The sequence below is a fragment of the Enterovirga rhinocerotis genome (genome assembly GCF_004363955.1).
GTDB lineage: Bacteria > Pseudomonadota > Alphaproteobacteria > Rhizobiales > Beijerinckiaceae > Enterovirga > Enterovirga rhinocerotis.
Window position 1 is genome coordinate 1,003,110 of the sequence record NZ_SNZR01000011.1, and the last position, 24,119, is coordinate 1,027,228.

Consider the following 24,119-nt stretch of genomic DNA (forward strand, 5'->3'; position numbering starts at 1 on the left):
GCCGATTACCACGGCGAGGAAGATCGCATCGAAGCAAATCGCGCTCGCCTAAAAGCGCTGCGATTGGAACGAGAAGGTGAGGTAGCGGCTGGCTGCGAGTTGTCCGCGGCCACGAAGAAGAGCGCGCCTCGGCGGGATCGGAAGATCTGACTACGCCCGGCTGGTAACATTGGGCGCAGCGCGTGTTCCTTTTTGTCCTGACGATCGCCACCGCAGCAGTAACGCGCGATTGGCGACGGGCTCACCATCGGTGGCATGATCGCAGATGGCTCCGTCGACGCCAGCGGCACCGGCATCAGGGAGCGGACGGCGGGGCGTGGTGAGTTTCGGCCCAACACAGTGCTCGTGGCCAAGTTGGCCACGGGCAGCCCCGCTTGGGCTGGAACCCCACGAATTCCGTCGAGGTCTGCCCGTCACGGTCACACCTGCATCTCCGTTAAGGAGGCGCAGCCCCCAGCCGTACGCGGAGCGCATCGGCACCGAGGATGCCACGCGGGCGGCCGTAGCCTATGATCGCGCCGTCTCGATCCTCTCGCTCAACGACCGGTACTATGTGCCATCCTGCGAGGTCCGCCGGGACATGCTCGACGCCATCCTGGCTGCCGGACGAGAGCACGGCTTCAACGAGGATCGGATGACGCTGGCTGCCCTCGCAGCGGCGCGGATTGAAGGCGACTGACGTCGGTCGAGCACCTGCCCCATTTCGACCGGCAGTTGGGGAACAGCGAAATCGTCTTGCTTTGGTCCGATCCTGCACCATAATTCGACGGCGACCTCAGGGATGCCGGGCCGGGCGCGGTTCGTTCTCTGGTGCTCGCGCGGGGAGGCGTGAGGTGCCGACGGGTAGGACGGATGAGCTTACGCGCCGCTTTGGCAGCGAGGCCGCAGCCGCTATCACAGCAGCATATGAGGCGGTCGTCCTGAACTCGAAATCATCACTCCTCGCGATGAGTACCGAGCATAGGTTGGATCTGGTGCAGATGCTGATTCATGAGGTCGAAGCCGGTCGGCGGGAACCCACCCACCTCAAAGAGGCCGCGTTGGGCTTTGTCGGGTTTAGTGCAAGGACTACGTCATCGGTGGGATAAGCGCGGGCGAGCACCAGCTCCCGCCCGAGAAACCAGCGATAACCCTTCGGACCGCGTTCCACTTCCCGGGCGCTCGGTCATCGGATCAGTGCTTGGCATAATCATCTCCTTCAGCGAGGAAGGCGTCTCGGAGGAGAGCTAGCCTACGCCGACGACCGAGGTGGCCCCGGCCCGAGGGTGTGAGCGCAACTGCTGGCCCCGTGCGCGGTACCGAAGGGCTCGGTAGAGAAAAATTCAATCCGTTCAGGGCGTGAAGAAGCCCATTTTGCACCGAGCCACCGGTGCATGCCGGGGTGCAGAGAAGCCGTCCGCCAGTCGGTCAGGGTCGGATACCAGCCCGGCTCAGATGGAACATGGCCCTCCGTACTGATCCATTCGGTCATTTCGTTCTCCCCATTGACGGCCAGCGCTTCGTGGATGATTTCGACGCTCCAGAAACGCCAATATTTTCCGTATATCTCTCAATCGAATTTATTGCGCTGATTATAATCGAGAGATTGTTGTCGATTTCTTCCAGTCGATAAATATCGAGATCGTCTTCATTCCACCACCGACCTCTATCGGAAGATATCACTAGCTTAGCCATGAGCATGTGGGCGTCGGCCAGTTTGGAAACGATCTCTTTGTGTTGGTTGTTGTAAATCGACGAAGCGCTCCGGGAGGAGAGTTCGGGGCCGCACAGCCGACAGCTTCCACCATCCGTCTCCCACTGCGAGATTGCGACATGATAGGTCATGATCTCCTCTCTGTATCGAGGCGGTTTCGATCAGTTGATGGCGAGATAAGTCAAATACAGCGTGGCGCCAAATACGGCCACTATCGTAAAGGCAAATTCCGCAGAGCCGCTGTAGATCCATCTGTGGATCGCGCTAAACATCGTTCAGGAGACCCGGAGACAAATTTCTCTTGATAAAGATCGGGATCCAGGCTCACGATTACAATGTGTGATATATTTATTTTTTAGAATACCGCGCGCTTGAAAATTAAGTTGGCCGGAGACCTTTTTGCTTAGCTCAAGCATCTCGCGTCGGGTTGGGCTCGTCCGTCAGCGCTCGGCGGCGGCGGACCTTCTCGTCCGCAGTCGCATCCGTGTCCTGCATCGCGACATCCGCAGCACCGCCGGCACGCGATCGAGCCTCGGTAGCATCCAGCGCGCTCTTTGTGGCTCGCTTCCTGCCTCCGGCCTCACTTTCATCCCGAGGCGGCCCTAACCTTTCCGCCAGCACGCGCCGGATCGCCTCGGGCCGTGACGGCTTCGGATCGGGCTGAGCGGCGATGTGGGCGTCGAGCGCGGCGAGTTCCGCAGGGGGTAGCCGAACGCCGACTGACGTGGAGCCAACCCGCGGCCGTCCGCGCGACTTTTTTCTGTCATCAGATATTGACGTCATGGTTAATTGATGACAGAAAATAGCGAGCCGGACAAGGAGGTGGTGCTCCTGCCCGGCTCTCACCGAAACCCGAACCTCAGGAGTTCAGGGAATGGCTACGGCTACCCTTAGCATACTCGCGCCTTCAGCGCGCTCCCGCCGGCGCCCCTGGCACGCATACCGGCCCGAGCTCGAAGCCCTCATCCAGCGCCTCGTCGACATCCTCGACGCCATCGACGGCGACGCGGACAGCGAGCCGAGTCTCGGTTTTCCGGAGCGCCAGCCGCGCGGCATTGCCCCCGGCTTCGCTCCTCCTCCGGTCGACTACGCCTCCAGTCAGATCGGTTGGGACTATGGGCGATCCGACGATCGTGAGGACGACGCCGGCGACAACGCCGAGCAGCCGGGCGTGATCCTGCACTACGGCGAGGCGATCCCCGAGACGCGTCGGGTCCGGAGGGCGCGCGCATGAAGCCGCCTTTCCTCTCCCCTGGCGTTGACGACCACGCCAGCCACATCGTCGGCATGAGCGAGATCCTGATCGCGCTCGGTTGCCTGCCGAAAGACTACGAACTGGACTACGACAGCCTGAACGAGCTCGGGCGCGTGATCCGCGACTCGGCCGAGGAGATCCTGCGCATCGTCCAGAACGAGCGCGGCGCGAGGAGGGCGGCACCATGACCGGCCCTCACGATCGCCGAGGCTTCCTCCGAGGCCTCGCCAGCCTGCCGCTCATCGGCGGCGGCGTGACGCTCATCGGCCGGCCGGTGGCGGCGGCAGTGCCCGTCACGGACGCCCTGCAAGAACGCTACCTGACGTGGCTCGCTCACGAGCACATGGCTGCCGTGAAGGAGCACGCCTATCGCAAGAGCCTTGAGGCGGCGCTGCGTTGGGGGCCGGCGAAACGAGAGTGTTCGCCCGAAGCCTACGCGCGAGGCTCGGAGGAGTGCGCCGGATACGTGAACTGGATGCCGCCGGCGCCAGACATCGAGGCGATGACGAAGCTCACGCGCCCCTCGACTCGCGCCGCCGTCATCCTCAGCGCGGCCGGCGTGCCGCTCCGATGAGGCTTGTCCTCGCCCTCCTGGCCCTCGCTCGCGCCCGTCTCGACGGCTGGCGCGAGCGGAGGAGGCTGAACCGAATCGCATGGCGCGTTCGGAAGGCTTCGGCCCTCCGGCGCCGGGCCGATCATCTCGATGAAGAGGCGGTGCGCCGCTTCAACGCCGAATATCCGATTGTCGCGGGGCAACGGCGGTAGGGTAGGGGAGGTTCGGCGCTCGGCGGGTCAACCGCCGGGCAATGCCTCGGCGGTGATAGGGCCGAAACAGGGGCACGAATTGCACCTGCGGGCCAAAATCGCAGCGACTTCAATATGTTAGGAAAAAGTTCTGGCTCCGCGGGTAGGATTCGAACCTACGACCAGCCGGTTAACAGCCGGCTGCTCTACCACTGAGCTACCGCGGATCACGAGGCGGGGGATACAGAAGCGAGGCGGGCGAGGCAAGAGCCATGTGACGGGAATGTCGTGTTTGACGCGGTCGGCTGGGGATAGCGGTCGCGGATCGCGGTGCGGGCGCCGCTCGCCGCCTCTGGCTCGTCGTCGTCGGCGCGAGGGTTACGTACGGATACGGTCCTGCATCCGCCGACCTGTCCCGGATCGTGGAGAAACACCAAGAGCGGCTTGCTCCCCCGCGTTTGGGCGCGTATGACCCGCCTCGCAGCGCTCCGGCGCGCGAGGCCTCGTGGCGGAGTGGTTACGCAGAGGACTGCAAATCCTTGCACCCCGGTTCGATTCCGGGCGAGGCCTCCAATCACGATCGCTCTCTTCGCGAGCCCTGTCGGCCAAGTAGCGCTTCGCTAGGCATAGGGTGACGGCCGGGAGAGCCGAAGCCACCCCGGCCGCACCGAATCACATTACATCGCCTGCTGCGGCGCCTTCTTCTTGGCTCCCGAGCGTTTCACCTTCTTCTTGGTCATCTTCCTCGCGGGCGCGGCACCCGGTTCCATGGTGCTCACGCCCGGATTGGCATCTCGGGCGGGGCCGCCGGAGCTCTGCCCGGTAGCCGATTGCTGGGCCATCGCGGGCATCGCCAGCAGACCCAGCGACAGGCCGAGCGCCGCGGCGAGGGGAGCGGTCTTCTTCATCGTGGTGTCCTCGTTCGACGGCCGATCGCAGTGCCGTCTCGGGGTGGATGTCCGTGCCTGCGAGCACGATCGATGCGAGCCCAACGGCACCACCGCGAACCGGTTCCGCATCACCACCGAGCCTTGCAATCGCGCCTCCGATCTCCGACAAGCCGGGCGACCGGGGCTGTCCGAGCGGAGCGGCGTCGTCGCAGGCCGGATTCGGTCTCGTCGAACTCGCGACGGCGTCGCCCCCGGGAAAGCATTCACGCCGGAGCCCGCGATGTCCTCTTTCGACACTGCTCGCCGCACGATGGTCGATTGTCAGTTGCGCACGTTCGACGTGAGCGACCGGGCTGTCCTCGCGGCCATGGCTGAGGTCCCGCGCGAGCGGTTCGTGCCTCCCGGGCGGGAGGCGCTCGCCTACCTCGATCGGAACGTTCCGCTCTCCGGCCACGGGCCCGACGCGCGGGTCATGCTGGCTCCGATGCTGCTCGCGCGACTCATTCAGGCGCTGGCGGTCCAGGATGGCGACCGGGTGCTCGATGTCGGCGGGGGATTCGGCTACCCCTCCGCCGTCCTCTCCGCCATGGGCGGGAAAGTCACGCTGCTCGAGAGCGAAGGCGACCTGGCCGAGGGTGCGTTGAAGCACACTTCGGATTGGGGCGTCACGGTGCGCTCGGGGCCTCTGGAAGCCGGCTCGAAAGAGGACGCTCCCTTCGACTGCATCCTGATCAACGGCGCGGTCGAGGAGCGCCCCGCCGCGCTGCTCGACCAGCTTGCCGAGGGGGGGCGCCTGGCGTGCTTCTCGACCGAGGAAAATGCAGGCCGCGCCTTGCTTTACGTGAGGTCGGCGGGGGGCTTCGGCTTCAGGCCCCTGTTCGACGCCGTGGTGCCGCCGCTCGCAGCTTTCCGGAAGGCGCCGAGCTTCACGTTCTGAGCGCCGGCGGCGGGCCTGGTGAAGCCCGTTATGGGGGTGTCGCCTTTTTGCGGCACTGCTTCGTTAATCTCGGCTGAAACCGGACGGTGGCGCTTCCGCCTCGGGACCAGTTCGCTACCATGAACGGACAAGGGCTGAGGTGGGGCATGCCGGAGCGACCCGGCGTGCTCGCGTCTGAAAAGGCCCCAGGTTAGGCATCGCGTGTTGGCACTTCGACCAAAAATGGGGGCGCGGGCTTCCGTGGCTCTTGCCGGCTTGGCAGCAGCGGCCCTTGGGGCGGCGCCTGCCCAGGCGGAAACGATCGCCTCGGCTCTCGCGCGGGCCTATGTCGGCAATCCGTCGCTCGGCGCCCAGCGGGCGTCGGTGAGAGCGGTCGACGAGAACGTTCCGCGTGCGTTGTCGGGCTATCGCCCGACCATCACCGTCGGGGCGAATGCCGGAACGAGCTGGGCTCAGGGCCATCTCTCGGGCCAGAACTACCGGCAGACGATGTTTCCGCGCAGCGTCGGCGTTCAGATCAACCAGAATCTGTTCGACGGCTTCCGGACCACGAACTCGACCCGACAGGCCGAAACCCAGGTTCTCGGCGCCAGGGAAGGGCTGCGGGACGTGGAGTCGAGCACCCTGTTCGCCGGGGTCCAGTCCTACATGAACGTCCTGCGGGACACCGCGATCCTCGACCTGCAGCGGAACAACGTCGACGTGCTCGAGGAGCAGCTGTCGCAGACCCGGACGCGCTTCCAGGTCGGCGAGGTCACGCGGACGGACGTCGCCCAGGCGGAATCCCGCCTCGCGGCCGCCCGCTCCTCGGTCAGCGCCGCGGAATCGAATCTGCAGACCTCGATCGCGACCTACCGGCAGATCATCGGCATCGAGCCGCGCCATCTGGCCCAGGGGGCGCCGATCGATCGCCTCGTGCCGCGGTCGCTGACGAACGCGGTCCAGGTTGGGCTCGAAGAGCATCCGGCCATCATCGCGGCTCTGCACGCGGCCGATGCCGCAGACATCCAGGTCAAGATCGTCGAGGGTGAACTGGCGCCGACCCTCGGGGTGTCCGGCAGCCTCGTTCAGGCCTACGACAATCAGACCCCGGGTGATCGCGCGCTCAACGCGACCATCGTCGCTCAGCTCAACGTGCCGATCTACACGGGCGGCGAGACCCATGCGCGTGTCCGCCAGGCCAAGGAGACGGCCGGCCAGCGCCGGATCGAGGCCGACGCGACGCGCGATCAGGTCAGGGCGGCGATCGTCTCCGCCTGGGGCGGCCTCGAGGCGGCGAAGGCCAGCATCCGCGCCTCGCAGGCGCAGGTCGACGCGGCGAATATCGCGTTGATCGGCGTGCGCGAGGAGGCTCGCGTCGGACAGCGCACGACCCTCGACATCCTGAACCAGCAGCAGGAGCTGCTGAACGCCCGGGTGAACCTCGTCGTCGCCCAGCGGGATCGGGTCGTCGCATCCTATCTCGTGGCGCAGTCGATCGGGCGGCTCTCCGCGCGCAGCCTCAACCTGAACGTCCGACTCTACAACGCCAAGCTTCACTACGATCAGGTTCGCGACCTCCCCTGGGGATTGCGGACGCCGGACGGCCGCTGAGCCCCCCGAGGGTGAAAGTGCTGTGAGCCGGGGAGCGGCTCGCTTGATCGGTCGAGTCCCGGTGCAATACTGCGGGGTATGCCGAATCCCGTCGCGAATCGGAGACGGGCGGATTGTTCCGCTGAATTGGACCGAACGCCATGAGCGCCGCGCCTGCGAAGACCGCCGATCCGTCGATGGAGGAGATTCTCGCCTCGATTCGGCGCATCATCGCGGATGACGACGAGGTGCGGCCGGCGATGAACGCGACCGAATCCAACGGTGCCGCTGTCCCTGAGCGGATTGGTGCGGCCGACGACGACGAGGTTCTCGACCTCGCCGAGACGCCGGACGCCAAGCCTGCCGCGAGGGCGAGCCTGGACATCGAGGTCCCCGACATCCAGTTCGAGACCAGCCCGGCTGGGCCCGCCGACGCGGAGCCCGTCATCGTCCCTCCGCCGCCCGAGGCATCGCGAGAGAGCGAGCCGTCGCCTGCGCCTGCCGCGCAGCGACCGGCCTTGGCGTCCGCAGCACCGCAGGCTGCGCCGCCGCCCGCAGCGGAGGATCTCATGTCGGCCGAGGCGAAGAACAGCGTGGGGCAGGCCTTCAACCTCCTCTCGCACACGATCCTGAGCCAGAACGCGACCACGCTCGAAGACCTCGTGCGCGAGATGCTGCGGCCGATGCTGAAGACCTGGCTCGACGACAATCTGCCGCCTCTGGTCGAACGCCTCGTCGCGGCGGAGATCGAACGGGTCGCTCGCGGCCGCCGCTGAAGCGGGCCTCCGACCCGGCGGCCGGCACTCGTCGCCCGCCACCATCACGACGATGATCTCCGAGCGGTGCCGGCGGCACGGGCCGATTGGCGCTGGCTGCACGCGGGCTGTCCGTCAGCCGTCTTCGCGGCGCTCGCGCATCCTGGGGTGAAGTCGGAAGCGGTTTCGGGTAGCCAGGACCCGACCGTCACGCCCGATGCCGAAGCTGCCGCGCCTCTCTGCGCGCTGGGCAAGGGGCACGAGCACGGGGAGGAGAGGGCGGCCTAAGCCGCTCCGAGGAGAACATGATGCGGGACGTCTTTGCATCCGCGGCCGAGGATCGGGGTGAGCCGAGCTACGCGGATCTCTGCGCCGGCTTCCGCTGGGAGGTGCCGGAGACCTTCAATTTCGGAACCGACGTCGTCGACCGCTGGGCGCGGGAGCGTGACGGTCCGGCCCTGATCTGGTCGAACGAGGCCGGGGAGGAGCGGCGTCTCTCCTATTCCGACGTCGCCGCTCTCACCGATCGTTTCGCCAACGTCCTGCGGAGCCACGGCATCGCCAAGGGCGACCGCGTGCTCGTCATGATGCCGCGCCGGCCCGAATGGATGATCGCCATGGTCGGCGCTATGAAGATCGGGGCGGTCCCGATTCCCTGCATCGAGATGCTGACGGCCCGCGATGTCGGCTACCGCGTCGAGCATGCGGAGGCGCGGGCCGTGGTGTGCCGCGCCGAGCATGTCGGCAAGTTCGACGCCGTTGCCGAAGCCGTGCCGGTTCGGGTCGCGCTCGGCGGCGCCTCGGGCTGGCTCGACTGGGAGGACGAGATGGCGGCAGCCTCTCCGACCTGCGAGCCGGAGCGGGTCGCGGCCGACGATCCCGCCGTCATGTACTACACGTCCGGCTCGACCGGGCATCCGAAGGCCATCGTCCATGCCGCGCGCGCCGTCTTCGCCTGGCGCGGTTCGGCCATCTACTGGCTCGATCTGAAACCCGGCGACCGCATGTGGTGCACGGCGGATACGGGCTGGAGCAAGGCCGGGACCTCGATCCTGTTCGGCCCCTGGTCGTGCGGCGCCTGCAGCGTCCTCTATGACGGCCCGTTCTCGGCGACCGAGCGCCTGAAGCTCCTCGAACGTCGGCAGGTCACCGTGTTCTGTGCCCCGGGCACGGAGCTGTCGCGCCTCGTGGACGAGCCGATCGCCAGCTACGACCTTTCGCACCTGCGCCGGACCGTCACCTCCGGCGAGGCGCTGAGCCCCGCCATCGCCGATCGCTGGCAGGCGGCGACGGGCGTGCGGATCGACGAAGCCTACGGCCTCACCGAATGCCTGATGGTGTCCCTGAACTATCCCGGCGAGGAGGTGCGGTACGGCTCCATGGGCCGGCCGTCGCCGGGCGTCGACCTGGACGTCGTCTCGCCGTCCGGAGAGCGTCTGGCGGTCGGACAGGAGGGCGATGTCGCGCTCCTGACCCCGCATCCGCAACTGATGCTCGCCTATTGGGGAGAGCCCGACCGGCTCGCGGCCTCCCTGCGCGAGGGTCCGGAGGGGCGCTGGTTCCTCACCGGCGATCGCGCGGAGCGCGATGGCGACGGCTACCTCTGGTATCGCGGTCGCTCGGACGACGTCATCAGCTCGGCCGGCTACCGGATCGGGCCGCTCGAGGTCGAGAACGCGCTGCTGGAGCACGAGGCGGTGCAGATCTGCGCCGTGGTCGGCTCGCCCGATATCGAGCGCGGGGAGATCGTGAAGGCGTTCGTCGTGCTGCGCCAGGGCTTCGAGAGCTCGCCGGCTCTCACGAAAGCGCTGCAGGACCACGTGAAATCCGTCACCGCCCCCTACAAGTATCCCCGTGCGATCGAGTACACGAGCGCGCTGCCGACGACCGCCACGGGCAAGATCCGGCGCCGCGATCTGCGCGACAGGGAATATGAGGCCGCCGGGAAGGCTGCGGGATGACGCCCGCAGCCGCGTGCCGCAGGGCCGCCGCCGGTCAGGCCGGCTCGTAGATGCCGTCGAGCTGAGGAGCGCCCTCGGTGCGGGCGAGGCCCCGCGTGACGAGATCTTCGAGATGGGCGAAGGTCGAGAGCCCGGCCGCGCGGATGAGAGCCGGTTTCAGGGCAGGGTAGATGGCCGGGACGATCTCGGCGATCGTCCGGTCTCCGGCCGCGAGTCGGCCGAGGATCGACGCCTCCCGGGCCCGCCTGTGGCCGATCAGCGCCCGCAGGAAGCGCTGCGGCTCCGTCACCGGGCCGCCATGGCCGGGCCAGTAGATCCGGTCCGAGCGCCCGCGCAGTTTCTCCAGCGAGGCCATGAAGGCCGTCATGGAGCCGTCCGGCGGCCCGACGATTGTGGTCGACCAGGCCATGACGTGGTCGGCCGAGAACAGCGTCTCCTCCTCGGCCAGGGCGAAGGCGAGGTGGTTGGCCGTGTGGCCGGGCGTCTCGACGGCCGCGAGGCTCCAGCCGGGTCCGGTGATCGTGTCGCCCTCCCGCATCTCCTCGTCGGGCCGATGCTCGACGTCGCCCGATCCTTCCATCGTGTTCGCCTCGCCGTCGGAGAGCTGGCGAGCGGCCCGGTGCGGCGAGCAGCCGACGATCGGCGCTCCGGTCGCCTCCCGGAGCGCGCGCGCGCCGGGGGAATGGTCGCGATGGGTGTGCGTGACGACGATGTGGGAGACCGTCTCGCCCGAGACGGCCGCGATCAGCGCATCGAGGTGAGCCTGGTCGGCGGGGCCGGGGTCGATCACCGCGACCGTCCCGCGCCCGACGACGTAGCTGCAGGTCCCGGTGAAGGTGAAGGGACTGGCATTGCCCGCCACGATGCGCCGGACGAGCGGGCTGATCTGCACCGCATGGTCGGTCGGAGCGGAGAAGTCGAGGTCGAAGGCGAGGTCTGACATGGGCTCACTCGGAGGGCGGCGCGCCGCCGAAGCGCCAGCCTATCGGCGGCCGACGCGGCGCTGCAACTCGGCCGCGATCTGCTGACGAAGAGAGGGCGGAAGCTCGAGCGCGACGAGGCGCCAGCGCATTTGGCCGAGGCGCAATTGCAGCCGGAACCGCTCCTCGCGCGGCGCGCCGGCCGGGAGGCTGACATAGACGCTCCTGAAGCCGCGCCAATGCGATGCGCCGAGGAACTCGTCGATATCGGCGAGGCCGACCGAACCGCCGCCGAGGACCGTTTTGGTCACATCGCCGGAAGCCGACGTTCGCAGGAGGCGGATGAGGCCTTCGGGCGAGGTCACGCCATCGAGGATGGGGTCGGCGAGCGCCAGGGCCGCGCTCGCCGCGAGCTGGGCTTCCGCCGAGGCGATGCCGCCCATCGGCTGGGCCGCGGCGATGTCGGTCGCCACCTGTCGTGCAAGGGAGAAGCGCAGGGCGCGTGCGTTGACCCGCGCGGCGACCTCCGCCACGTTGCCGGCCTCGACCGCCCGTCCGAGGCGATACAGTGCGTAATACGGCGACGAGACGTAGAAGCCCCAGACGGCGATCAGCGCGACAATCGTTGCCACGGTCCAGCGCATGAGGACGTTCGCTGCTCTCCGCTCGGTGCGGCCGTGCCGTGAAGGGCTTCGCCAGGCGGCGAAGGGATCGGGATTCGTCGCGTCAAGCCTTAGCGCCGGCGCGGAACTCCCTCAACCCGTCCGCCCTCCTTCGTCCGCGCCCGCCTCGTCCGGCGTCTCCATCGCATGAACGGCTGGAGGTTCGGCCTCGGCCTGCTCCTGACCGGAGCGGCCGGCGCGGTGGATGCGATCAGCTTCACGCGTCTCGGAGCGGTGTACGCCTCTTTGATGAGCGGCAACACGATCCAGGTCGGCATCCATGCGGCGCTGCGCGACATCGGCCCGTTCCTGGGCTTCCTGACGCTGATCGGGTTGTTCCTGCTCGGCAGCTTCGTCGGGGCCATCCTGCTGGCGAAGCTCGGGCCTTGGCACCTGCCGGCCATCCTGACGCTGGAGGCGGCGGCGCTCGGGATCGCGGTCGCCCTCGACACCGTCTACCGGCTGCCTCTGGCGAGCATCGCGCCCCTGTCGTTCGCCATGGGCGCCCAAAACCATCTCGTCGTGCTGGCGCGCGGTGCGAATGCGGGCACGACCTTCGTCACCGGCACGCTGTTCCGGTTTGCCGACGCCTTGGCGCAGCGCGCGATGGGGCGTGACAGGGACGGCGCCTGGCGGCTCCACCTCTCCGTGTGGAGCGCGTTCGTCGCGGGCGCGACGCTCGGCACGCTGCTGCAGGTCTTCCTCGCCGATTACGCCCTCGTTCCCGTGTTCGTCACGGTCGGCGTGGCCGCCGCAGCGTCGACCGCGCATCTAGCGCGGCGCTTCGTCAGCGAGCCGGGCCGAGGCCGCGCGGCAACGAAGCCTTAACCATGCTCGCCTACCCATGATCACGGCATCCTGGGGTCCATGCATCACAGGATGCCGTGCCGGGGAACGGGAAAGGATCACAGGATCGGAGGATCAGGGCCCGCAAGGATCACGGCACGGTCGGCACGCTGGTCCAGTCCGCGACCGGGATCGCCTCGGGGCCGTCTCGCAGGTCGGTCCGTGAGGCTTCCGGCCCGCCGGACGACCGAACCAGCCGAGCCCGATGGGTGCGACGAGGCGACGAGCGCTGGACCGGGCCGGAGCTGGTCTCCGCGGTCTCGCGGCGCCGACGTGCCGCATGCATGCGGCACGGATGGGGAGATCGTGAGGCGCCTTCACCGGGTGCAGGGTAGGTCGGTGATGGTGCGCTTCGCCGGCCCTGTTCGAACAGGATCTCAGCTCGCCTGGAACAGGGTTCCGTTTCAGGTCGTTGCGTGAAATGTCTCGAGTATCATCTCAGCTCGACGCTCACGCTTATGAAGATGGTGAGCGATCTTCGACATCGTGTTGACAGGTCGATTGAATCGACCCTGTCAGATCACGACAGGGCGGCTTTCACGGCCGCGACGATGCGGTCCTGGGTCGGCTCGTCCAGATAGGGGTGGATCGGCAGCGAGATCACCTCGCGTGCCAGCTTCTCCGTCACCGGCAAGCCGTTGCCGACGCTCGGGAAATGCTGATACGCCGAATAGCGGTGGACCGGCCGCGGATAATACATCCCGGTCGGGATGCCCTGGGCCTTGAGCTGCGCGGCGAGATCGGCCCGCTGCTCCGGCTTCACGCGCACGGTGTAGATCGCCCAGCTCGACATGCTGTCCGGCCGGATGTGGGGCGGCGTCAGCACGTCGCCGAGGGCTTCCGAATAGCGCTGCGCGATGACCTGCCGGGCGGCGAGCTCGTCCTCGAAGATCTTCAGCTTCTCGATGAGGACGGCCGCCTGGATGGTGTCGAGACGGCCCGTCATGCCGATGTGCTCGTGGTCCGAACGGTCGGCGCTGAGGCCGTGGAAACGGAGCGAGATCAGTGCCTTGGCGAGGTGGTCGTCGTCGGTCGTCACGGCTCCACCGTCGCCGTAGCAGCCGAGGGGCTTGGCCGGGAAGAAGCTCGTCGTCGTCGCGAGCCCGAAGGTGCCGACGCGCCGGCCCTTGTAGAGGGCGCCGAAGCTCTGCGCCGCATCGCACAGCATCCAGAGGCCCTCGCGCTCGCAGATGGGCGCCAGGGCATCGACATCGGCCGGCTGGCCGAAGATGTCGACCGGGATGACGCCGACCGGATCGAGCCCCGACCGACGAGCGGTTTCGATGGCGGCGATCAGGCTTTGCGGGTCGATGTTGAACGTGTCTTCGAGCACGTCGACGAAGACGGGCGTCGCGCCGATCCGGGCGATCACCTCGGCGGTCGCCGTGTAGGTGAAGCTCGGGCAGAACACCGCATGGCCCGGTCCCGTGCCCTTCGCCATCATGACGAGGCTGAGCGCATCGGTGCCGTTGCTGCAGGAGATGGCATGCTTGGCGCCGCAGAAGGCGGCGAGCTGCGTCTCGAACTCCGTGACCTCGGGGCCGAGGATGTAGGCGCCGTGGTTGACGACCTTGAGGATGGCGTCGTCGATCGCGCTCCCGAGCCGTCGCCGCTGCGCACCGAGATCGATGAAGGGCAGGGGCGCTGGCTGCACCGGCTGGGTCATGAAGGGTCTCCTGCCTCAGGCCTTGACGATGGTCGGGCCGCTAAATCCGGCCCGGCCGAAGGCGTTTCGGGTATCGACGATGAGCCGCGCATGGCGGGCGATGAGCGGAAGATCGAGCGAATCGTGGTCGGTCGCGAGCACGACCGCGTCATATCTCTGTAATGATTCCGGCGACAGATCGACGGATCGTCGGCCGGCAAGAGCGGCGTGTTCGCGGGTCGGCGGCAGGACCGGGATCAAAGGATCATGGTATCCTGCCCGCGCGCCGCGCGCCTCGATCAGCTCCATCAGGCGCAGGGCCGGGCTCTCGCGGGTGTCGTCCACGTTGCGCTTGTAGGCGAGGCCGAGGACGAGAATCTCCGCGCCGTTGAGCCCGCGCCCGACGCTGGCGTCGAGCGCCCGGGCGAGGCTGTCGACGACGTGTTTCGGCATCGCCGTGTTGATCTCGCCGGCGAGTTCGATGAACCGCGTCGCGACGTCGAACTCCTTCGCCTTCCACGTGAGGTAGAAGGGGTCGATCGGGATGCAATGGCCGCCGAGCCCCGGCCCCGGCTGGAAGGGCATGTAGCCGAAGGGCTTCGTGCTCGCCGCCTCGATCACCTCCCACACGTCGATGCCCATGGCGTCGTAGACGAGCTTCAACTCGTTCACGAGGGCGATGTTGACGGCGCGGAAGATGTTCTCGGTGAGCTTCACCGCCTCGGCTGCCGCGGGCGAGGAGACCGGCACGACCTGCCGGACGATGGCGCCGTAGAGCGCGCTCGCGGCGCGCAGGGCGTCCGGCCCGTCGCCCGCGACGACCTTCGGGATCGAGGCCGTGCCGTGGATCGGATTGCCGGGGTCCTCGCGCTCGGGCGAATAGCCGAGGAGGAAATCGCGCCCGGAGCGCAGGCCGCCCTCCTCGAGGATCGGCCGCATCACCTCGGTGGTGGTGCCGGGATAGGTCGTGGATTCGAGGACGACGAGCTGTCCCGGCCGAAGGCGGGCCGCGATGGCTCGCGTCGTCCGCTCGACATAGGTGAGGTCCGGCTCGCGATGGGTGCCGAGCGGCGTCGGAACGCAGATCAGGATCGCGTCGGCCTCGGCCAGGAGGTCCATGTCGGCGGTGGGCCGGAAGCGGCCGCCGGAGGCCAGCCGCTCCGTCGCCTCGTCGGGGATCTGCCGGATATAGGACCGTCCGGCGGCGAGGCTCTCGATCTTGGCGGGGTCGATGTCGAAGCCGATGACCGGAAATCCGGCATCGGCCGTCGCGACCGCGAGCGGCAGGCCCACATAGCCGAGCCCCACGACGGCGATCGTGGCGGTGCGGCCCTCGATCGCGGCGACGAGACGATCCGCCGGACCCGCCGAAGCGGCCGTCACCTCGGAGGCGAGGCCTGAAGTCATGACAATTGGTCCATCGCCGCACCGGGCGGGCTCGCGCGCATCTACGGAAGGAGGGGAGGTCAGATCAAGCGGAGCGGCGCGCGGACCCGTCAGGATCGGCGGGACACGCGATTGGCCAGCCTCGCCCTCGAAATGAACTCGCGGATCAGAGGAGCGAGGAAGGCGCGACTCAGATGACCGAGCGGTGCCGTCGGCTCCAGGTAGTAGGACCGTCCCACGACATCCTCGTTATATTCGTCGAGGATCAGCCAGAGGCGCGCATCCCGGTCGAGACCGCCCCGCTGCTTTTCGATATCCGGAATTTCGACGGCGAAGCGGCCTGAGCCCGGTGGAGCGCTCGTGATCGGAAAGAGCGCCAGGAGGTCTCCGTCCGGCCGCGGGATACGGAGGCCGACCGCTGCGGGGCGCTTCTTGCGCCCTTCCGATTCTCCTGCCGCCTGTTCGCGCGCCCACAGATACGGATACCGGACGACCGCTCCGGTCTTGAGCGCATCGAAGCTCAAGGGGATTCGTCGCCGGCTTCGTAGGCATCGAGAGCCGCCTCGAACTCGGCGAGGCGTTCGTCGGAGATCGTATCGATCGTTCCGACGCGGCGTGTCTCGCCCCTGGCGACGAGTTGCCGGTAGTCTTCAATGCTGAGCAGCACGAGACGGGGCTTGTGCCGTTGCGTGATCGTGACGGGCCGGCGGAGCGCTTCGGCGATGATGTCGCCGGATCTACGACTGAGGTCGCTGGTGGAAAAATCGGCCAACTCGGATCATTCCTGTGATTGACGACAATTACAGCAATGCTGCGATTGTTGGCAATCGAAGCCGGGGCCTTGAGCGCGCGCCTTGACCCGGCTAGTCGCGCTGCATGGATGATGGCGCGATCCTCGTCACCGGCGGGACCGGCTTCGTCGGCAGGCGGGTCGTCGAGCGGCTGCGTTCGTCGGGCCGGAGGCTCACGCTCGCGACCCGCCATCCGATGGAGGCACCGCCCGGCTGCCGCGTGGTCGTCGTCTGCGATATCGGGCCGGAGACCGCGTGGCGGGAGGCGCTGGCGGGTGTCTCGGCCGTCATCCACCTCGCGGCCCATGTCCATGTCGCGCCTGAAAGGGCTCTGGCCGAGGCGGGCCTGTTCGATCGGGTCAACCATCTCGGCACCGTCCGGCTTCATGACGAAGCGGCGGCGGCCGGCGTGCGGCTGTTCCTCTTCCTTAGCAGCATCACCGTCATCGGCGGGGCGAGCGCGCCGGGCCGCCCCTTCGACGAGGCCACGGAGCCGCGTCCGGAGACGCCGTACGGGCGCTCGAAGCTCGCGGCCGAAGAGGCCCTGCGCGCGGGGTCCGGCCCTGACCTCGTGATCCTGCGCCCCCCGCTCATCGCGGGACCGGGCGTCGGCGGAAATCTGCGCAGCCTCGCGCGGCTCGCGGCCTTGCCGGTGCCGCTGCCCTTCGGCGCGATCCACAACCGCCGCACCCTCCTGTCGCTCGACAATCTCGGCTCGGCGATCGAGGCGGTGCTGGCCCGGCCGTCTCCCGGCACCTTCGTCATCGGAGACCGCGCTCCGCTGTCGACGGCGGAGATCGTCGCCGCGCTCAGGGCGGGGCTCGGCCGGCGTCCGGGGCTCCTGCCGGTTCCCGCGGCTCTCATCGGCTCGGCGGCGCGGCTCGCCGGCTTCGGCGGCCATGCCCAGCGGCTGCTCGGCGATCTCGAGGTCGATTCGTCCGCGTTCCGGGAGCGCTACGGCTGGCGGGACGAGGTCGAGACGGAGGCCGTGCTGCGCCAGACGGCGGCGTCGCTCGCGGGCCGCACTTAGTTCTGGAGATCGGTTGGGTTCACCCCTCATCCGACCCTTGCTGAAGCAAGGGCCACCTTCTCCCGCAAGGGGAGAAGGAAAAGGCGGAAACGTTGGCACCGCCCCTTCTCCCCTTGCGGAAGAAGGTGGCAGCGCAAAGCGCTGACGGATGAGGGGTGCGCTTCGCACGCTCCCCGGCCCGCTCCCCGCCACTGTCGCGCCGCACGGGTTGTGGTAGGGATGCCGTTCGGGCGGGCGCCGGGCGCCGCCGTCGAGGAATCCGCTTGACCCGTCGGCAGTTGATCATCGTGGCGCATGACGCCGTCGTGACGGCGGTCGCGCTGTTCTTCAGCTTCTTTCTGCGCTGGGGATCGACGGAGTTCTTCGCGCGGCTGGACCGTATCGCCGTCGTCTGCGCGCTGACGGTGCCGATCGCGGCCGCCGCTTACTGGGTCGCGGGCCTGCATCGGCTGCCCTGGCGCTTCGTGTCGATGCCGGATCTGACGCGCATCGCGATCGCCGTCACGATCCCCGCCGTCGTCCTCGCCCTCGCCGATTTCTTCGCGCGCGGGCAGGTCATCGTCCCGCGGACCGTGCCGGCGATCTACTGGCTGGTCCAGGTCGCGCTGCTCGCCGGCCCCCGCGTGCTCTACCGCGCCCATCGCACCCGCCGCCGCGACCGGCGCGCCTTCAAGAACGCCTATCGGGTGCCCGTCCTCCTGGCCGGAATCGGCGAGGAGACCGAGCAACTCATCCGGCGCCTGCGGCGCGACGCGGTCAGCGCGCTCGAGCCGGTTGGTCTCCTGACGCCGAAGGAGCGCTATATCGGCAGCCGCATCCAGGGCGTGCCGGCCCTCGGAGGCTTCGGCGACCTCGAGGCCGTGATGCGGCGTCTGGAGAGCCGGGACAGGAAGCCCCGGCGGCTCGTCCTGACCCGCGAGGTGCTCGAGAGCGAAGGCATCGACGACCTTCTCGCCGCGGCGCGCCGGCTCGGCCTTTCGACCGTGCGGGTCTCGGAGGCGATGACCCAGCTCGGCGGCGGCGAGGGAGCGGCGGTGAAGCTCGCGCCGGTCTCGATCGACGACCTGCTCGGACGCTCGGCGCGCGAGCTCGACCTCTCGGCCGTCCGTGCGCTGGTGGGAGGGCGGCGCGTGCTCGTGACGGGGGCGGGCGGCTCGATCGGCTCCGAGCTCTGCCGGCAGATCCTGGACATGGAGCCGAGCGCCATGCTCCTGCTCGACCTGTCGGAGCTGGCACTCTGGTCGATCGGCAAGGAGATGCGGGTGCGCGATCCCGAGGCGCGGACGCGCCAGCATCTCGGCAGCGTCACCGATGCCGGCGATCTCGCGGAGGCGTTCCGCGACTTCCGGCCGGAACTCGTCTTCCACGCCGCCGCGCTGAAACATGTCGACCTCGTCGAGGCCCATCCGGTCGCAGCGGCCGCGACGAACACGCTCGGCACGCTCGAGGTGGCGCGGCTCTCGCGCGAGGTCGGGGCCGTCTGCGCCGTCTTCATCTCGACCGACAAGGCGGTGCATCCGGTCTCGGTGCTGGGTGCGACGAAACAGGCCGGCGAGCACGTCTTCGCGGCCGCCGACCGGGCGGCGCGGGCCGCGGGCGAGCCGACGCGGTTCCTCAGCGTCCGCTTCGGCAACGTGCTCGGCTCCTCGGGCTCCGTCATCCCGCTCTTCACGCAGCAGCTCCGCGCCGGCGGGCCGATCACGGTCACGCATCCCGAGGTCGAGCGCTACTTCATGACCATCCGCGAGGCGGTGACGCTGGTCCTGATGGCTTCGGCCGAGGGTGTCCAGTCCGCCGAGCGGGCGCCGGTCTTCGTCCTCGACATGGGACAGCCGGTCCGCATCGTCGATCTCGCCCGCCGGATGATCCGGCTCGCGGGGCTCGAGCCGGATATCGACATCGCCATCACCTTCACCGGTCTCCGGCCGGGCGAGCGCCTGCAGGAGGCGCTGGAGAGCGAAGGCGAGGACCTGCGGCCGACCGCGGTGCCGGGCGTGCGCGCGACCTCCGCGCGGCCGGTCGAGGCGGAGGTGATGCAGGGCCTGCTCGACCGCCTGCGCAGGGCCGTGGCGGAGCATGACTCGGCGGGCGTGCTGGCGACGCTGCGCAGGCTCGTCCCGGATTACCACCCCGACGGCACCGGCCCCTCCCTGCCCGACGATGCTACCGCCGCGCCGGCCGGTGCGCGGCAGGCGCGGCTGCGCATCGTCAGCGGCTGAGGCGGGGCGCCGCAATCAGAAGGCGAGATGCACCTTCATCGCCTCGCGGCGGTTGCCGGCGAGTTCGAAGGCCGTGATCGCCTCCTCGACAGGGTAGGTCCGGGTCAGCAGCGGCTTGAGATCGATCTCGCCGGAGCCGATCAGCCGGGCGGCGGTCGCGAATTCCTCGTGGAAACGGAAGGAGCCGAGGAGCGTGATCTCCTTGGCCACGACGAGATTGAGGGGCAGGGGTACCTCGCCGCCCGCGATCCCGAGCTGAACCATCCGGGCGCGGGGGCGCAGGGTCGGAAGGGCGGCCTTGATGGCCTCGCCGTTGCCGGAACATTCCACGAGGAGGTCGAACCGGCCCTTGCCCGCCGCATGGGCGGCCAGAGCCTCGGGCGCGGTGGCGACGTCGATCGTCTGCGTCGCGCCGAGCCGGCGGGCGAGGGTGAGCGGCTCCTCGACGACATCCGTCGCGACGATCTCCGCCGCGCCGCCATGCTTCAGGACGGCGACGGCGAGGGCACCAATCGGGCCGCAGCCGGTGACGAGCACGCGCAGGCCCGCGGGCGATCCGGCGCGCCCGATCGCATGCAGAACGACCGAGAGCGGCTCGCACAGGGCGAGTTCCTCGAAAGGGATATCCGGCGGGCCGATTTCGCATTGCGCCGCCTCGCAGACCAGCGTCTCGCGGAAGGCGCCCTGGACGTGCGGGAACGGCATCGCGCTGCCGTAGAAGCGCATCGCCTCGCAATGGTTGAACAGGCCCTCGGCGCAGTATCGGCACCGGCCGCAGGGGCGGCTCGGATTGACCGCCACGCGGTCCCCGACCTTCAGCCCGGCGACGTCGGCCGCAGCCGCGACCACCTCGCCGGCCACCTCGTGGCCGAGGATCATCGGCTCCTTCACGCGCACCGTGCCGAAGCCGCCATGGCGATAGTAATGCAGGTCCGAGCCGCAGATGCCGCCCGCCCGGATGCGCACGGCCACCTGGCCCGGACCCGGCGCCTCGGGCGTGTGATCCTCGACCCGCAGGTCGTGCGGCGGATGGATGACGACGGCCTTCATGGCTTCCTCCCGCGTCTGGCGCGCGGCCCGTTCGGGGGCCGTTCAGCGATGACAGATCAGCCTTTCGAGCCCAGATCAATCGCGCCGGGGCCTGGACGATCCGCCGTCTCGACGGAGTGTCGCCGCCGCCGGAGCGAGAGCCGCCTTTCCCTCAAGGATCGTCATGCTCGCCCGCCTGCTCGCCCATCCGCTGACCGAGCGCATCGTGCTCGGCCTGATCGTCTTCAACGCGATCACCCTCGGCCTCGAGACCTATCCGGCCGTGACGGCGCGGTACGGTCCTGTGCTCCAAGCGCTCGACCATATCGTCCTGTCGATCTTCGTCGCCGAGATCCTGGCCCGGATCACGGTGCACCGCCTCGCCTTCTTCCGCGACCCTTGGAACGTGTTCGACTTCCTGGTGATCGCCATCGCGCTGGTTCCGATCAGCGCCGGGTTCACGGTGCTGCGGGCGCTGCGGATCCTCCGGGCGCTGAGGCTGATCACCGTCGTCCCCTCGCTCAAGCGCGTCGTGCGCGGCCTCGTCTCGGCGCTGCCCGGGATGGGCTCGATCATGCTGCTGCTGATGCTCGTCTTCTTCGTCTTCGCCGTGATCGCCTCGAAGCTCTACGGGGAAGCGAAGCCGGAGCTGTTCGGCAATCTGGGCCTTGCCGCCTACACCCTGTTCCAGGTGATGACCTTCGACGATTGGTCGGCCGGCATCGTCAAGCCGCTGCTGGACGACCACCCCTTCGCCTGGGCCTTCTTCATCTCGTTCATGGTGCTGTCGAGCTTCATGGTGCTGAACCTCTTCATCGGCGTCGTCGTGACGGCACTCGACGAGGAGACGGCCGCGGACGCGCCGAAGATCGCCCATCCGGGCGGCGTCGAGGAGCGCATCCTCGGGGAACTCGCCGCGCTTCGGAGCGAGGTCGCGGCCCTGCGGGCCGGCGAGATCCTCAGGCCGTCTTCGCCGGATAGCGGCACAGGTCCTCGATGAGGCAGCGTCCGCATTCCGGCGCGCGCGCCTTGCAGACGTAGCGGCCGTGCAGGATCAGCCAGTGATGGGCGTGGAGCAGGTACTGCTTCGGGATACGCCGCTCGAGCCCGATCTGGATCTCGTCCGGCGTCTTGCCGATCACGATGGGGATCCGGTTCGAGATCCGGAAGACATGGGTGTCGACGGCGACGGTCGGCTCGCCGAAGGCGATGTTCATGACGACGGACGCGGTCTTGCGGCCGACGCCCGGCAGGCTTTCGAGCGCGACGCGGGAGGGCGGGACGATGCCGCCATATTGCTCGACGAGGATGCGCGAGAGCGCGACGACGTTCTTCGCCTTGTTCCGATAGAGGCCGATCGTGCGGATATGCTCGGTGACGGCGTCCTCGCCGAGCGCCGCCATCGCGGCGGGATCGGCGGCGTCGCGGAAGAGTTTGCGCGTCGCGATGTTCACGCCCTTGTCGGTCGCCTGGGCGGAGAGCACCACGGCGACGAGGAGCGTGTAGGGATCGGTATGCTCGAGTTCGCCCTCGGGATGGGGATTGGCCGCCTCGAAGCGACGCATGATCTCGGCCAGGGTCGCATCGTCGACGGGCTTCGGGCCGACGGCTTTGGCGGCGGCAGCGCTTCTGCCGGTTTTTTGCGCCGTGGGCGGCTTTCGGGCGGACATCGGCGCGTTATATTGAGCCGATGAGCGCGGGCAATCCCGACCTCCCCGGCGAGATGCCGGGTTCCTCCGCTGCTGCGGTCTTCGCCGCGACCATCACGCCGCATCGCTCGCTCGGGCCCGAAGGCTTCCGGGTGATGATGGTGGTGCTCAGCGTCGTCGCGGCGATGATGGCGCTGCGCTTCGTCTCGCTCGGCTTCTGGCCGGTCTCGGGTTTCATCGGGCTCGACATCCTCGCCCTCTACATCGCCTTCAAGGTCAGCTACCGGCGCGGCCGCGCCTTCGAGGAGATCAGGCTGACGCCGGTCGAACTCCGCTTCCGGCGCGTCAGCCATCGCGGGGAGGAGAGGGAATGGCGCCTCAACCCGCTCTGGACGCGGCTCGTCCGCGAGACGCACGAGGAATTCGGTCTCCAGCGCCTCGCGCTCGTCTCGCGCGGGGAGCGCATCGTCATCGCCCAGGAGCTCTCTCCCGACGAGCGGGCGCATTTCGCCGACGAGTTCGGCCGCGCCCTGATGCAGGTGAAGAGTTCCTTCTGAGGAGCGCAGCCCGCCCGACCGAGGGCTCCGCCTCGACGCGAACCCTACCGGTTCGCGGTCGTGATGGGCGAGGAGAGGTCGCCGAGCGAGACCCACTGGCGGCTGTCCTGGCCCTCGCGCTTGACGAAGACATAGCCGGTCTGGTGCCACGCGAGCACCGCGTCGCGCTTGTTGTCGAGGATGAGCTCGCCCTCGTTGGTGCGTACCATCAGGACGGCATGGCCCTCGCCCTGCTCGTCGATGACGACGGTCATGCGCAGCGCGCGGTTCGGCACGCCGTGCTTCTCGACCAGCAGCTTGCGCTTGAGGAGCTGGATGTCCTCGCAATCACCGGCGCCGTCCGTCGGCAGGTCCCAGCGGTCCACCACGCCCCAATGATCCTGGTCGGTCATCGGCTTGATGGTGGCGTTCACATGCCGGTTCACGGTGTTGAGGGCGCGCCACAGCCTGGGGTTCAGCGTGACGATCGCCGGTTCGGACGTGTCGACGTCGCAGCCGCCGGCATAACGCTCGCAATAAGACACCCAGGCCCGGACGGGGCGCGCAGAGCCGGTGACGTCGAGCCGCCCGACCGTGCCGCTCTTGGGCAGGGCCGCGAAGGTCTGAGCTTCGGCCACCGAGGGAGCGGCGATCCAGAGGCCGGCCAGCAGGAATGCGGCTGCGGCGAGGATCTTCGACACCCGGCTCCCTTCGATCGTCTTCATGCCCCACCGCCGTGATTAACGATTGATTAACCGTCTCATGGCGGGCGGCCTCGCTCAAGCATGAAGGTAAATTGTCGTTAACGTGTCGGGCGAAGTGTTGTCGGAAAGCCGCGCGGCTTGCGGCGCTGTCGAGCGCGGCTGGGCCGAAATAAGGCGGGACCGGCCCGTTTCCGGACCGGTCCCTCGTCGTTCCAGCCTTGGGGATGCAGGGGCGGGCCGGGCGGACGAAGGCTCACCGGTTCGCGGTGATGGTGGGGGAGACGGCGCGTCCGAGGGAGGCCCAGCCGAGGCGATGCTCGCTCTCCCGCTTCACGTAGACGTAGCCGGTCTGGAACCAGGGCAGGATCGCGCCCCGCTTGTTGTCCAGGATGTAGTCGCCGCGATCGGTGCGGATCATGAGAACGGCGTGGCCCTCGCCTTCGCCGTCGATGACGACGGTCATCCGCATCGCGCGGCGGGGGAAGCCTTCCTTGGCCAGGAGATGACGCTTCAGGATCTGGAAGTCCTCGCAATCGCCGGCGCCGTCGGTCGGCAGGTCCCAGCGGTCGGCGACGCCCCAATGCTCCTCGTCCGTCATCGCCGTGACGGCGTTGTTCACGCGGTTGTTGATCGACACCATCGTCGCCCAGTTGCGGGCCGTGAGCTGCACGACGGCCGGCCCGTCCGGGTCGAACGCACATTCGGAGGGCATGCGGCGGCAGAAATCCACCCAACCCTGGATGGGCCTCGCCTCGCCTTCCGTCGCGGCGGGCAATGTCTGCGACGGCAGGGAAGCGTAGGTCTGCGCCTCGACGGTCTGGCCGCCCAGCATCGTGCCGAGCGCCACCAGACCCGCGTAGACGATCCCCTTCGTGATCTTGATCATTGCCTTGCC

At 68.4% G+C, this 24,119-nt stretch carries 24 protein-coding genes and 2 tRNA genes; 13 read left to right on the plus strand and 13 right to left on the minus strand.

Features of this window, described 5'->3' with window-relative positions; all coding sequences use genetic code 11:
• Positions 1-1,467: 1,467 nt before the first annotated feature.
• Entirely contained in the window at positions 1,468-1,824 is a 357-nt protein-coding gene (locus EV668_RS05325; RefSeq protein ID WP_133768776.1) for a hypothetical protein, read from the minus strand.
• A 743-nt stretch (positions 1,825-2,567) separates the two neighbouring features.
• Between EV668_RS05325 and EV668_RS05335 the strand changes: the two genes are divergently transcribed.
• From EV668_RS05335 to EV668_RS05345, 3 genes are read left to right on the plus strand one after another with little or no spacing between them, the layout of a single operon-like run.
• On the plus strand, positions 2,568-2,927 hold the full coding sequence (locus EV668_RS05335; RefSeq protein ID WP_133768777.1) for a hypothetical protein: 360 nt from the start codon (positions 2,568-2,570) through the stop codon (positions 2,925-2,927).
• A complete protein-coding gene (locus EV668_RS05340; RefSeq protein WP_133768778.1) occupies positions 2,924-3,136 on the plus strand; it encodes a hypothetical protein in 213 nt (70 codons plus the stop codon). Before EV668_RS05335 ends, EV668_RS05340 begins: the two co-directional genes overlap by 4 nt.
• Complete coding sequence (locus EV668_RS05345; protein WP_133768779.1) at positions 3,133-3,522, plus strand: hypothetical protein; 390 nt, start codon at positions 3,133-3,135, stop codon at positions 3,520-3,522. Before EV668_RS05340 ends, EV668_RS05345 begins: the two co-directional genes overlap by 4 nt.
• Positions 3,523-3,844: 322 nt before the next feature.
• Here EV668_RS05345 and EV668_RS05350 read toward each other — a convergent pair.
• Positions 3,845-3,919 (minus strand) — tRNA-Asn (locus tag EV668_RS05350).
• Positions 3,920-4,191: 272 nt separating this feature from the next.
• Here EV668_RS05350 and EV668_RS05355 point away from each other — a divergent pair.
• Positions 4,192-4,265, plus strand: a tRNA-Cys gene (locus tag EV668_RS05355).
• Between the two features lie 104 nt (positions 4,266-4,369).
• On the opposite strand, the gene EV668_RS05360 is transcribed toward EV668_RS05355, so the two are convergent.
• The gene (locus tag EV668_RS05360; RefSeq protein WP_133768780.1) at positions 4,370-4,600 is read right to left on the minus strand and encodes a hypothetical protein; all 231 of its coding nucleotides are present in this window, start codon (positions 4,598-4,600) and stop codon (positions 4,370-4,372) included.
• A 262-nt stretch (positions 4,601-4,862) separates the two neighbouring features.
• On the opposite strand from EV668_RS05360, the gene EV668_RS05365 reads away from it, so the two are divergent.
• The 4 genes from EV668_RS05365 to EV668_RS05380 all read left to right on the plus strand — a co-directional run bounded on the left by EV668_RS05365 (position 4,863) and on the right by EV668_RS05380 (position 9,807).
• The gene (locus EV668_RS05365) at positions 4,863-5,519 is read left to right on the plus strand and encodes a protein-L-isoaspartate O-methyltransferase family protein (protein ID WP_133768781.1); all 657 of its coding nucleotides are present in this window, start codon (positions 4,863-4,865) and stop codon (positions 5,517-5,519) included.
• Between the two features lie 255 nt (positions 5,520-5,774).
• Positions 5,775-7,112, plus strand: coding sequence for a TolC family outer membrane protein (locus EV668_RS05370; protein ID WP_245512864.1), 1,338 nt, complete (start codon positions 5,775-5,777; stop codon positions 7,110-7,112).
• 140 nt (positions 7,113-7,252) lie between these two features.
• Positions 7,253-7,867: a PopZ family protein gene (locus EV668_RS05375; protein ID WP_133768783.1), complete on the plus strand. Its 615-nt coding sequence runs from the start codon at positions 7,253-7,255 to the stop codon at positions 7,865-7,867.
• Between the two features lie 287 nt (positions 7,868-8,154).
• Positions 8,155-9,807: an acetate--CoA ligase gene (locus tag EV668_RS05380; protein WP_133768784.1), complete on the plus strand. Its 1,653-nt coding sequence runs from the start codon at positions 8,155-8,157 to the stop codon at positions 9,805-9,807.
• Positions 9,808-9,841: 34 nt separating this feature from the next.
• Here EV668_RS05380 and EV668_RS05385 read toward each other — a convergent pair whose 3' ends face one another.
• The gene (locus tag EV668_RS05385; RefSeq protein WP_133768785.1) at positions 9,842-10,750 is read right to left on the minus strand and encodes an MBL fold metallo-hydrolase; all 909 of its coding nucleotides are present in this window, start codon (positions 10,748-10,750) and stop codon (positions 9,842-9,844) included.
• A gap of 39 nt (positions 10,751-10,789) precedes the next feature.
• Positions 10,790-11,371 (minus strand): DUF2939 domain-containing protein, encoded by a 582-nt coding sequence (locus EV668_RS05390; protein ID WP_133768786.1) that lies wholly within the window; start codon positions 11,369-11,371, stop codon positions 10,790-10,792.
• A 165-nt stretch (positions 11,372-11,536) separates the two neighbouring features.
• Between EV668_RS05390 and EV668_RS05395 the strand changes: the two genes are divergently transcribed.
• Complete coding sequence (locus EV668_RS05395) at positions 11,537-12,217, plus strand: YoaK family protein (protein ID WP_133768787.1); 681 nt, start codon at positions 11,537-11,539, stop codon at positions 12,215-12,217.
• Between the two features lie 538 nt (positions 12,218-12,755).
• Here EV668_RS05395 and EV668_RS05400 read toward each other — a convergent pair.
• The 4 genes from EV668_RS05400 to EV668_RS05415 all read right to left on the minus strand — a co-directional run bounded on the left by EV668_RS05400 (position 12,756) and on the right by EV668_RS05415 (position 16,038).
• Entirely contained in the window at positions 12,756-13,901 is a 1,146-nt protein-coding gene (locus EV668_RS05400) for a DegT/DnrJ/EryC1/StrS family aminotransferase (protein WP_133768788.1), read from the minus strand.
• A 15-nt stretch (positions 13,902-13,916) separates the two neighbouring features.
• A complete protein-coding gene (locus EV668_RS05405; protein ID WP_133768789.1) occupies positions 13,917-15,287 on the minus strand; it encodes a nucleotide sugar dehydrogenase in 1,371 nt (456 codons plus the stop codon).
• Between the two features lie 89 nt (positions 15,288-15,376).
• Entirely contained in the window at positions 15,377-15,790 is a 414-nt protein-coding gene (locus EV668_RS05410) for a hypothetical protein (protein ID WP_133768790.1), read from the minus strand.
• Positions 15,787-16,038 carry a type II toxin-antitoxin system prevent-host-death family antitoxin gene (locus tag EV668_RS05415; RefSeq protein ID WP_133768791.1) on the minus strand — a complete coding sequence of 84 codons (252 nt, stop codon included), beginning with the start codon at positions 16,036-16,038 and terminating at the stop codon, positions 15,787-15,789. The genes EV668_RS05410 and EV668_RS05415 overlap by 4 nt, the downstream gene beginning before the upstream one ends.
• 104 nt (positions 16,039-16,142) lie before the next feature.
• Between EV668_RS05415 and EV668_RS05420 the strand changes: the two genes are divergently transcribed.
• Both EV668_RS05420 and EV668_RS05425 read left to right on the plus strand, forming a co-directional pair.
• Positions 16,143-17,087: an NAD-dependent epimerase/dehydratase family protein gene (locus tag EV668_RS05420; protein WP_133768792.1), complete on the plus strand. Its 945-nt coding sequence runs from the start codon at positions 16,143-16,145 to the stop codon at positions 17,085-17,087.
• Positions 17,088-17,350: 263 nt separating this feature from the next.
• Positions 17,351-19,306, plus strand: a complete 1,956-nt coding sequence (locus EV668_RS05425; RefSeq protein WP_133768793.1) for a nucleoside-diphosphate sugar epimerase/dehydratase — start codon at positions 17,351-17,353, stop codon at positions 19,304-19,306.
• 15 nt (positions 19,307-19,321) lie between these two features.
• Here EV668_RS05425 and EV668_RS05430 read toward each other — a convergent pair whose 3' ends face one another.
• Positions 19,322-20,356 carry an L-idonate 5-dehydrogenase gene (locus EV668_RS05430; RefSeq protein WP_133768794.1) on the minus strand — a complete coding sequence of 345 codons (1,035 nt, stop codon included), beginning with the start codon at positions 20,354-20,356 and terminating at the stop codon, positions 19,322-19,324.
• Between the two features lie 163 nt (positions 20,357-20,519).
• Here EV668_RS05430 and EV668_RS05435 point away from each other — a divergent pair, with 163 nt between their 5' ends.
• A complete protein-coding gene (locus EV668_RS05435) occupies positions 20,520-21,335 on the plus strand; it encodes an ion transporter (RefSeq protein WP_133768795.1) in 816 nt (271 codons plus the stop codon).
• Here EV668_RS05435 and nth read toward each other — a convergent pair.
• Positions 21,295-22,005 (minus strand): endonuclease III, encoded by a 711-nt coding sequence (gene nth / locus EV668_RS05440; protein WP_133768796.1) that lies wholly within the window; start codon positions 22,003-22,005, stop codon positions 21,295-21,297. The genes EV668_RS05435 and nth overlap by 41 nt on opposite strands.
• A gap of 20 nt (positions 22,006-22,025) precedes the next feature.
• Between nth and EV668_RS05445 the strand changes: the two genes are divergently transcribed.
• Positions 22,026-22,541, plus strand: coding sequence for a DUF2244 domain-containing protein (locus EV668_RS05445; RefSeq protein ID WP_133768797.1), 516 nt, complete (start codon positions 22,026-22,028; stop codon positions 22,539-22,541).
• Positions 22,542-22,585: 44 nt separating this feature from the next.
• Here the strand turns inward: EV668_RS05445 and EV668_RS05450 are convergent, their stop codons facing one another.
• Together EV668_RS05450 and EV668_RS05455 are read right to left on the minus strand one after the other, a co-directional pair.
• Entirely contained in the window at positions 22,586-23,245 is a 660-nt protein-coding gene (locus EV668_RS05450; protein WP_133768798.1) for a transglutaminase-like cysteine peptidase, read from the minus strand.
• Between the two features lie 232 nt (positions 23,246-23,477).
• Entirely contained in the window at positions 23,478-24,110 is a 633-nt protein-coding gene (locus EV668_RS05455; RefSeq protein WP_133768799.1) for a transglutaminase-like cysteine peptidase, read from the minus strand.
• Between the last annotated feature and the right edge of the window lie 9 nt (positions 24,111-24,119).

Excerpts from the sequence above, each read along its gene's own strand:
- EV668_RS05445 (WP_133768797.1), top strand. The coding sequence starts at position 22,026 with ATGAGCGCGGGCAATCCCGACCTCCCCGGCGAGATGCCGGGTTCCTCC.
- EV668_RS05405 (WP_133768789.1), bottom strand. The coding sequence starts at position 15,287 with ATGACTTCAGGCCTCGCCTCCGAGGTGACGGCCGCTTCGGCGGGTCCG.
- EV668_RS05385 (WP_133768785.1), bottom strand. The coding sequence starts at position 10,750 with ATGTCAGACCTCGCCTTCGACCTCGACTTCTCCGCTCCGACCGACCAT.
- EV668_RS05340 (WP_133768778.1), top strand. The coding sequence starts at position 2,924 with ATGAAGCCGCCTTTCCTCTCCCCTGGCGTTGACGACCACGCCAGCCAC.
- EV668_RS05400 (WP_133768788.1), bottom strand. The coding sequence starts at position 13,901 with ATGACCCAGCCGGTGCAGCCAGCGCCCCTGCCCTTCATCGATCTCGGT.
- EV668_RS05365 (WP_133768781.1), top strand. The coding sequence starts at position 4,863 with ATGTCCTCTTTCGACACTGCTCGCCGCACGATGGTCGATTGTCAGTTG.
- EV668_RS05395 (WP_133768787.1), top strand. The coding sequence starts at position 11,537 with ATGAACGGCTGGAGGTTCGGCCTCGGCCTGCTCCTGACCGGAGCGGCC.
- EV668_RS05375 (WP_133768783.1), top strand. The coding sequence starts at position 7,253 with ATGAGCGCCGCGCCTGCGAAGACCGCCGATCCGTCGATGGAGGAGATT.
- EV668_RS05435 (WP_133768795.1), top strand. The coding sequence starts at position 20,520 with ATGCTCGCCCGCCTGCTCGCCCATCCGCTGACCGAGCGCATCGTGCTC.
- EV668_RS05335 (WP_133768777.1), top strand. The coding sequence starts at position 2,568 with ATGGCTACGGCTACCCTTAGCATACTCGCGCCTTCAGCGCGCTCCCGC.
- EV668_RS05430 (WP_133768794.1), bottom strand. The coding sequence starts at position 20,356 with ATGAAGGCCGTCGTCATCCATCCGCCGCACGACCTGCGGGTCGAGGAT.
- EV668_RS05450 (WP_133768798.1), bottom strand. The coding sequence starts at position 23,245 with ATGAAGACGATCGAAGGGAGCCGGGTGTCGAAGATCCTCGCCGCAGCC.
- EV668_RS05380 (WP_133768784.1), top strand. The coding sequence starts at position 8,155 with ATGCGGGACGTCTTTGCATCCGCGGCCGAGGATCGGGGTGAGCCGAGC.
- EV668_RS05455 (WP_133768799.1), bottom strand. The coding sequence starts at position 24,110 with ATGATCAAGATCACGAAGGGGATCGTCTACGCGGGTCTGGTGGCGCTC.
- EV668_RS05360 (WP_133768780.1), bottom strand. The coding sequence starts at position 4,600 with ATGAAGAAGACCGCTCCCCTCGCCGCGGCGCTCGGCCTGTCGCTGGGT.
- nth (WP_133768796.1), bottom strand. The coding sequence starts at position 22,005 with ATGTCCGCCCGAAAGCCGCCCACGGCGCAAAAAACCGGCAGAAGCGCT.
- EV668_RS05390 (WP_133768786.1), bottom strand. The coding sequence starts at position 11,371 with ATGCGCTGGACCGTGGCAACGATTGTCGCGCTGATCGCCGTCTGGGGC.
- EV668_RS05345 (WP_133768779.1), top strand. The coding sequence starts at position 3,133 with ATGACCGGCCCTCACGATCGCCGAGGCTTCCTCCGAGGCCTCGCCAGC.
- EV668_RS05420 (WP_133768792.1), top strand. The coding sequence starts at position 16,143 with ATGGATGATGGCGCGATCCTCGTCACCGGCGGGACCGGCTTCGTCGGC.
- EV668_RS05325 (WP_133768776.1), bottom strand. The coding sequence starts at position 1,824 with ATGACCTATCATGTCGCAATCTCGCAGTGGGAGACGGATGGTGGAAGC.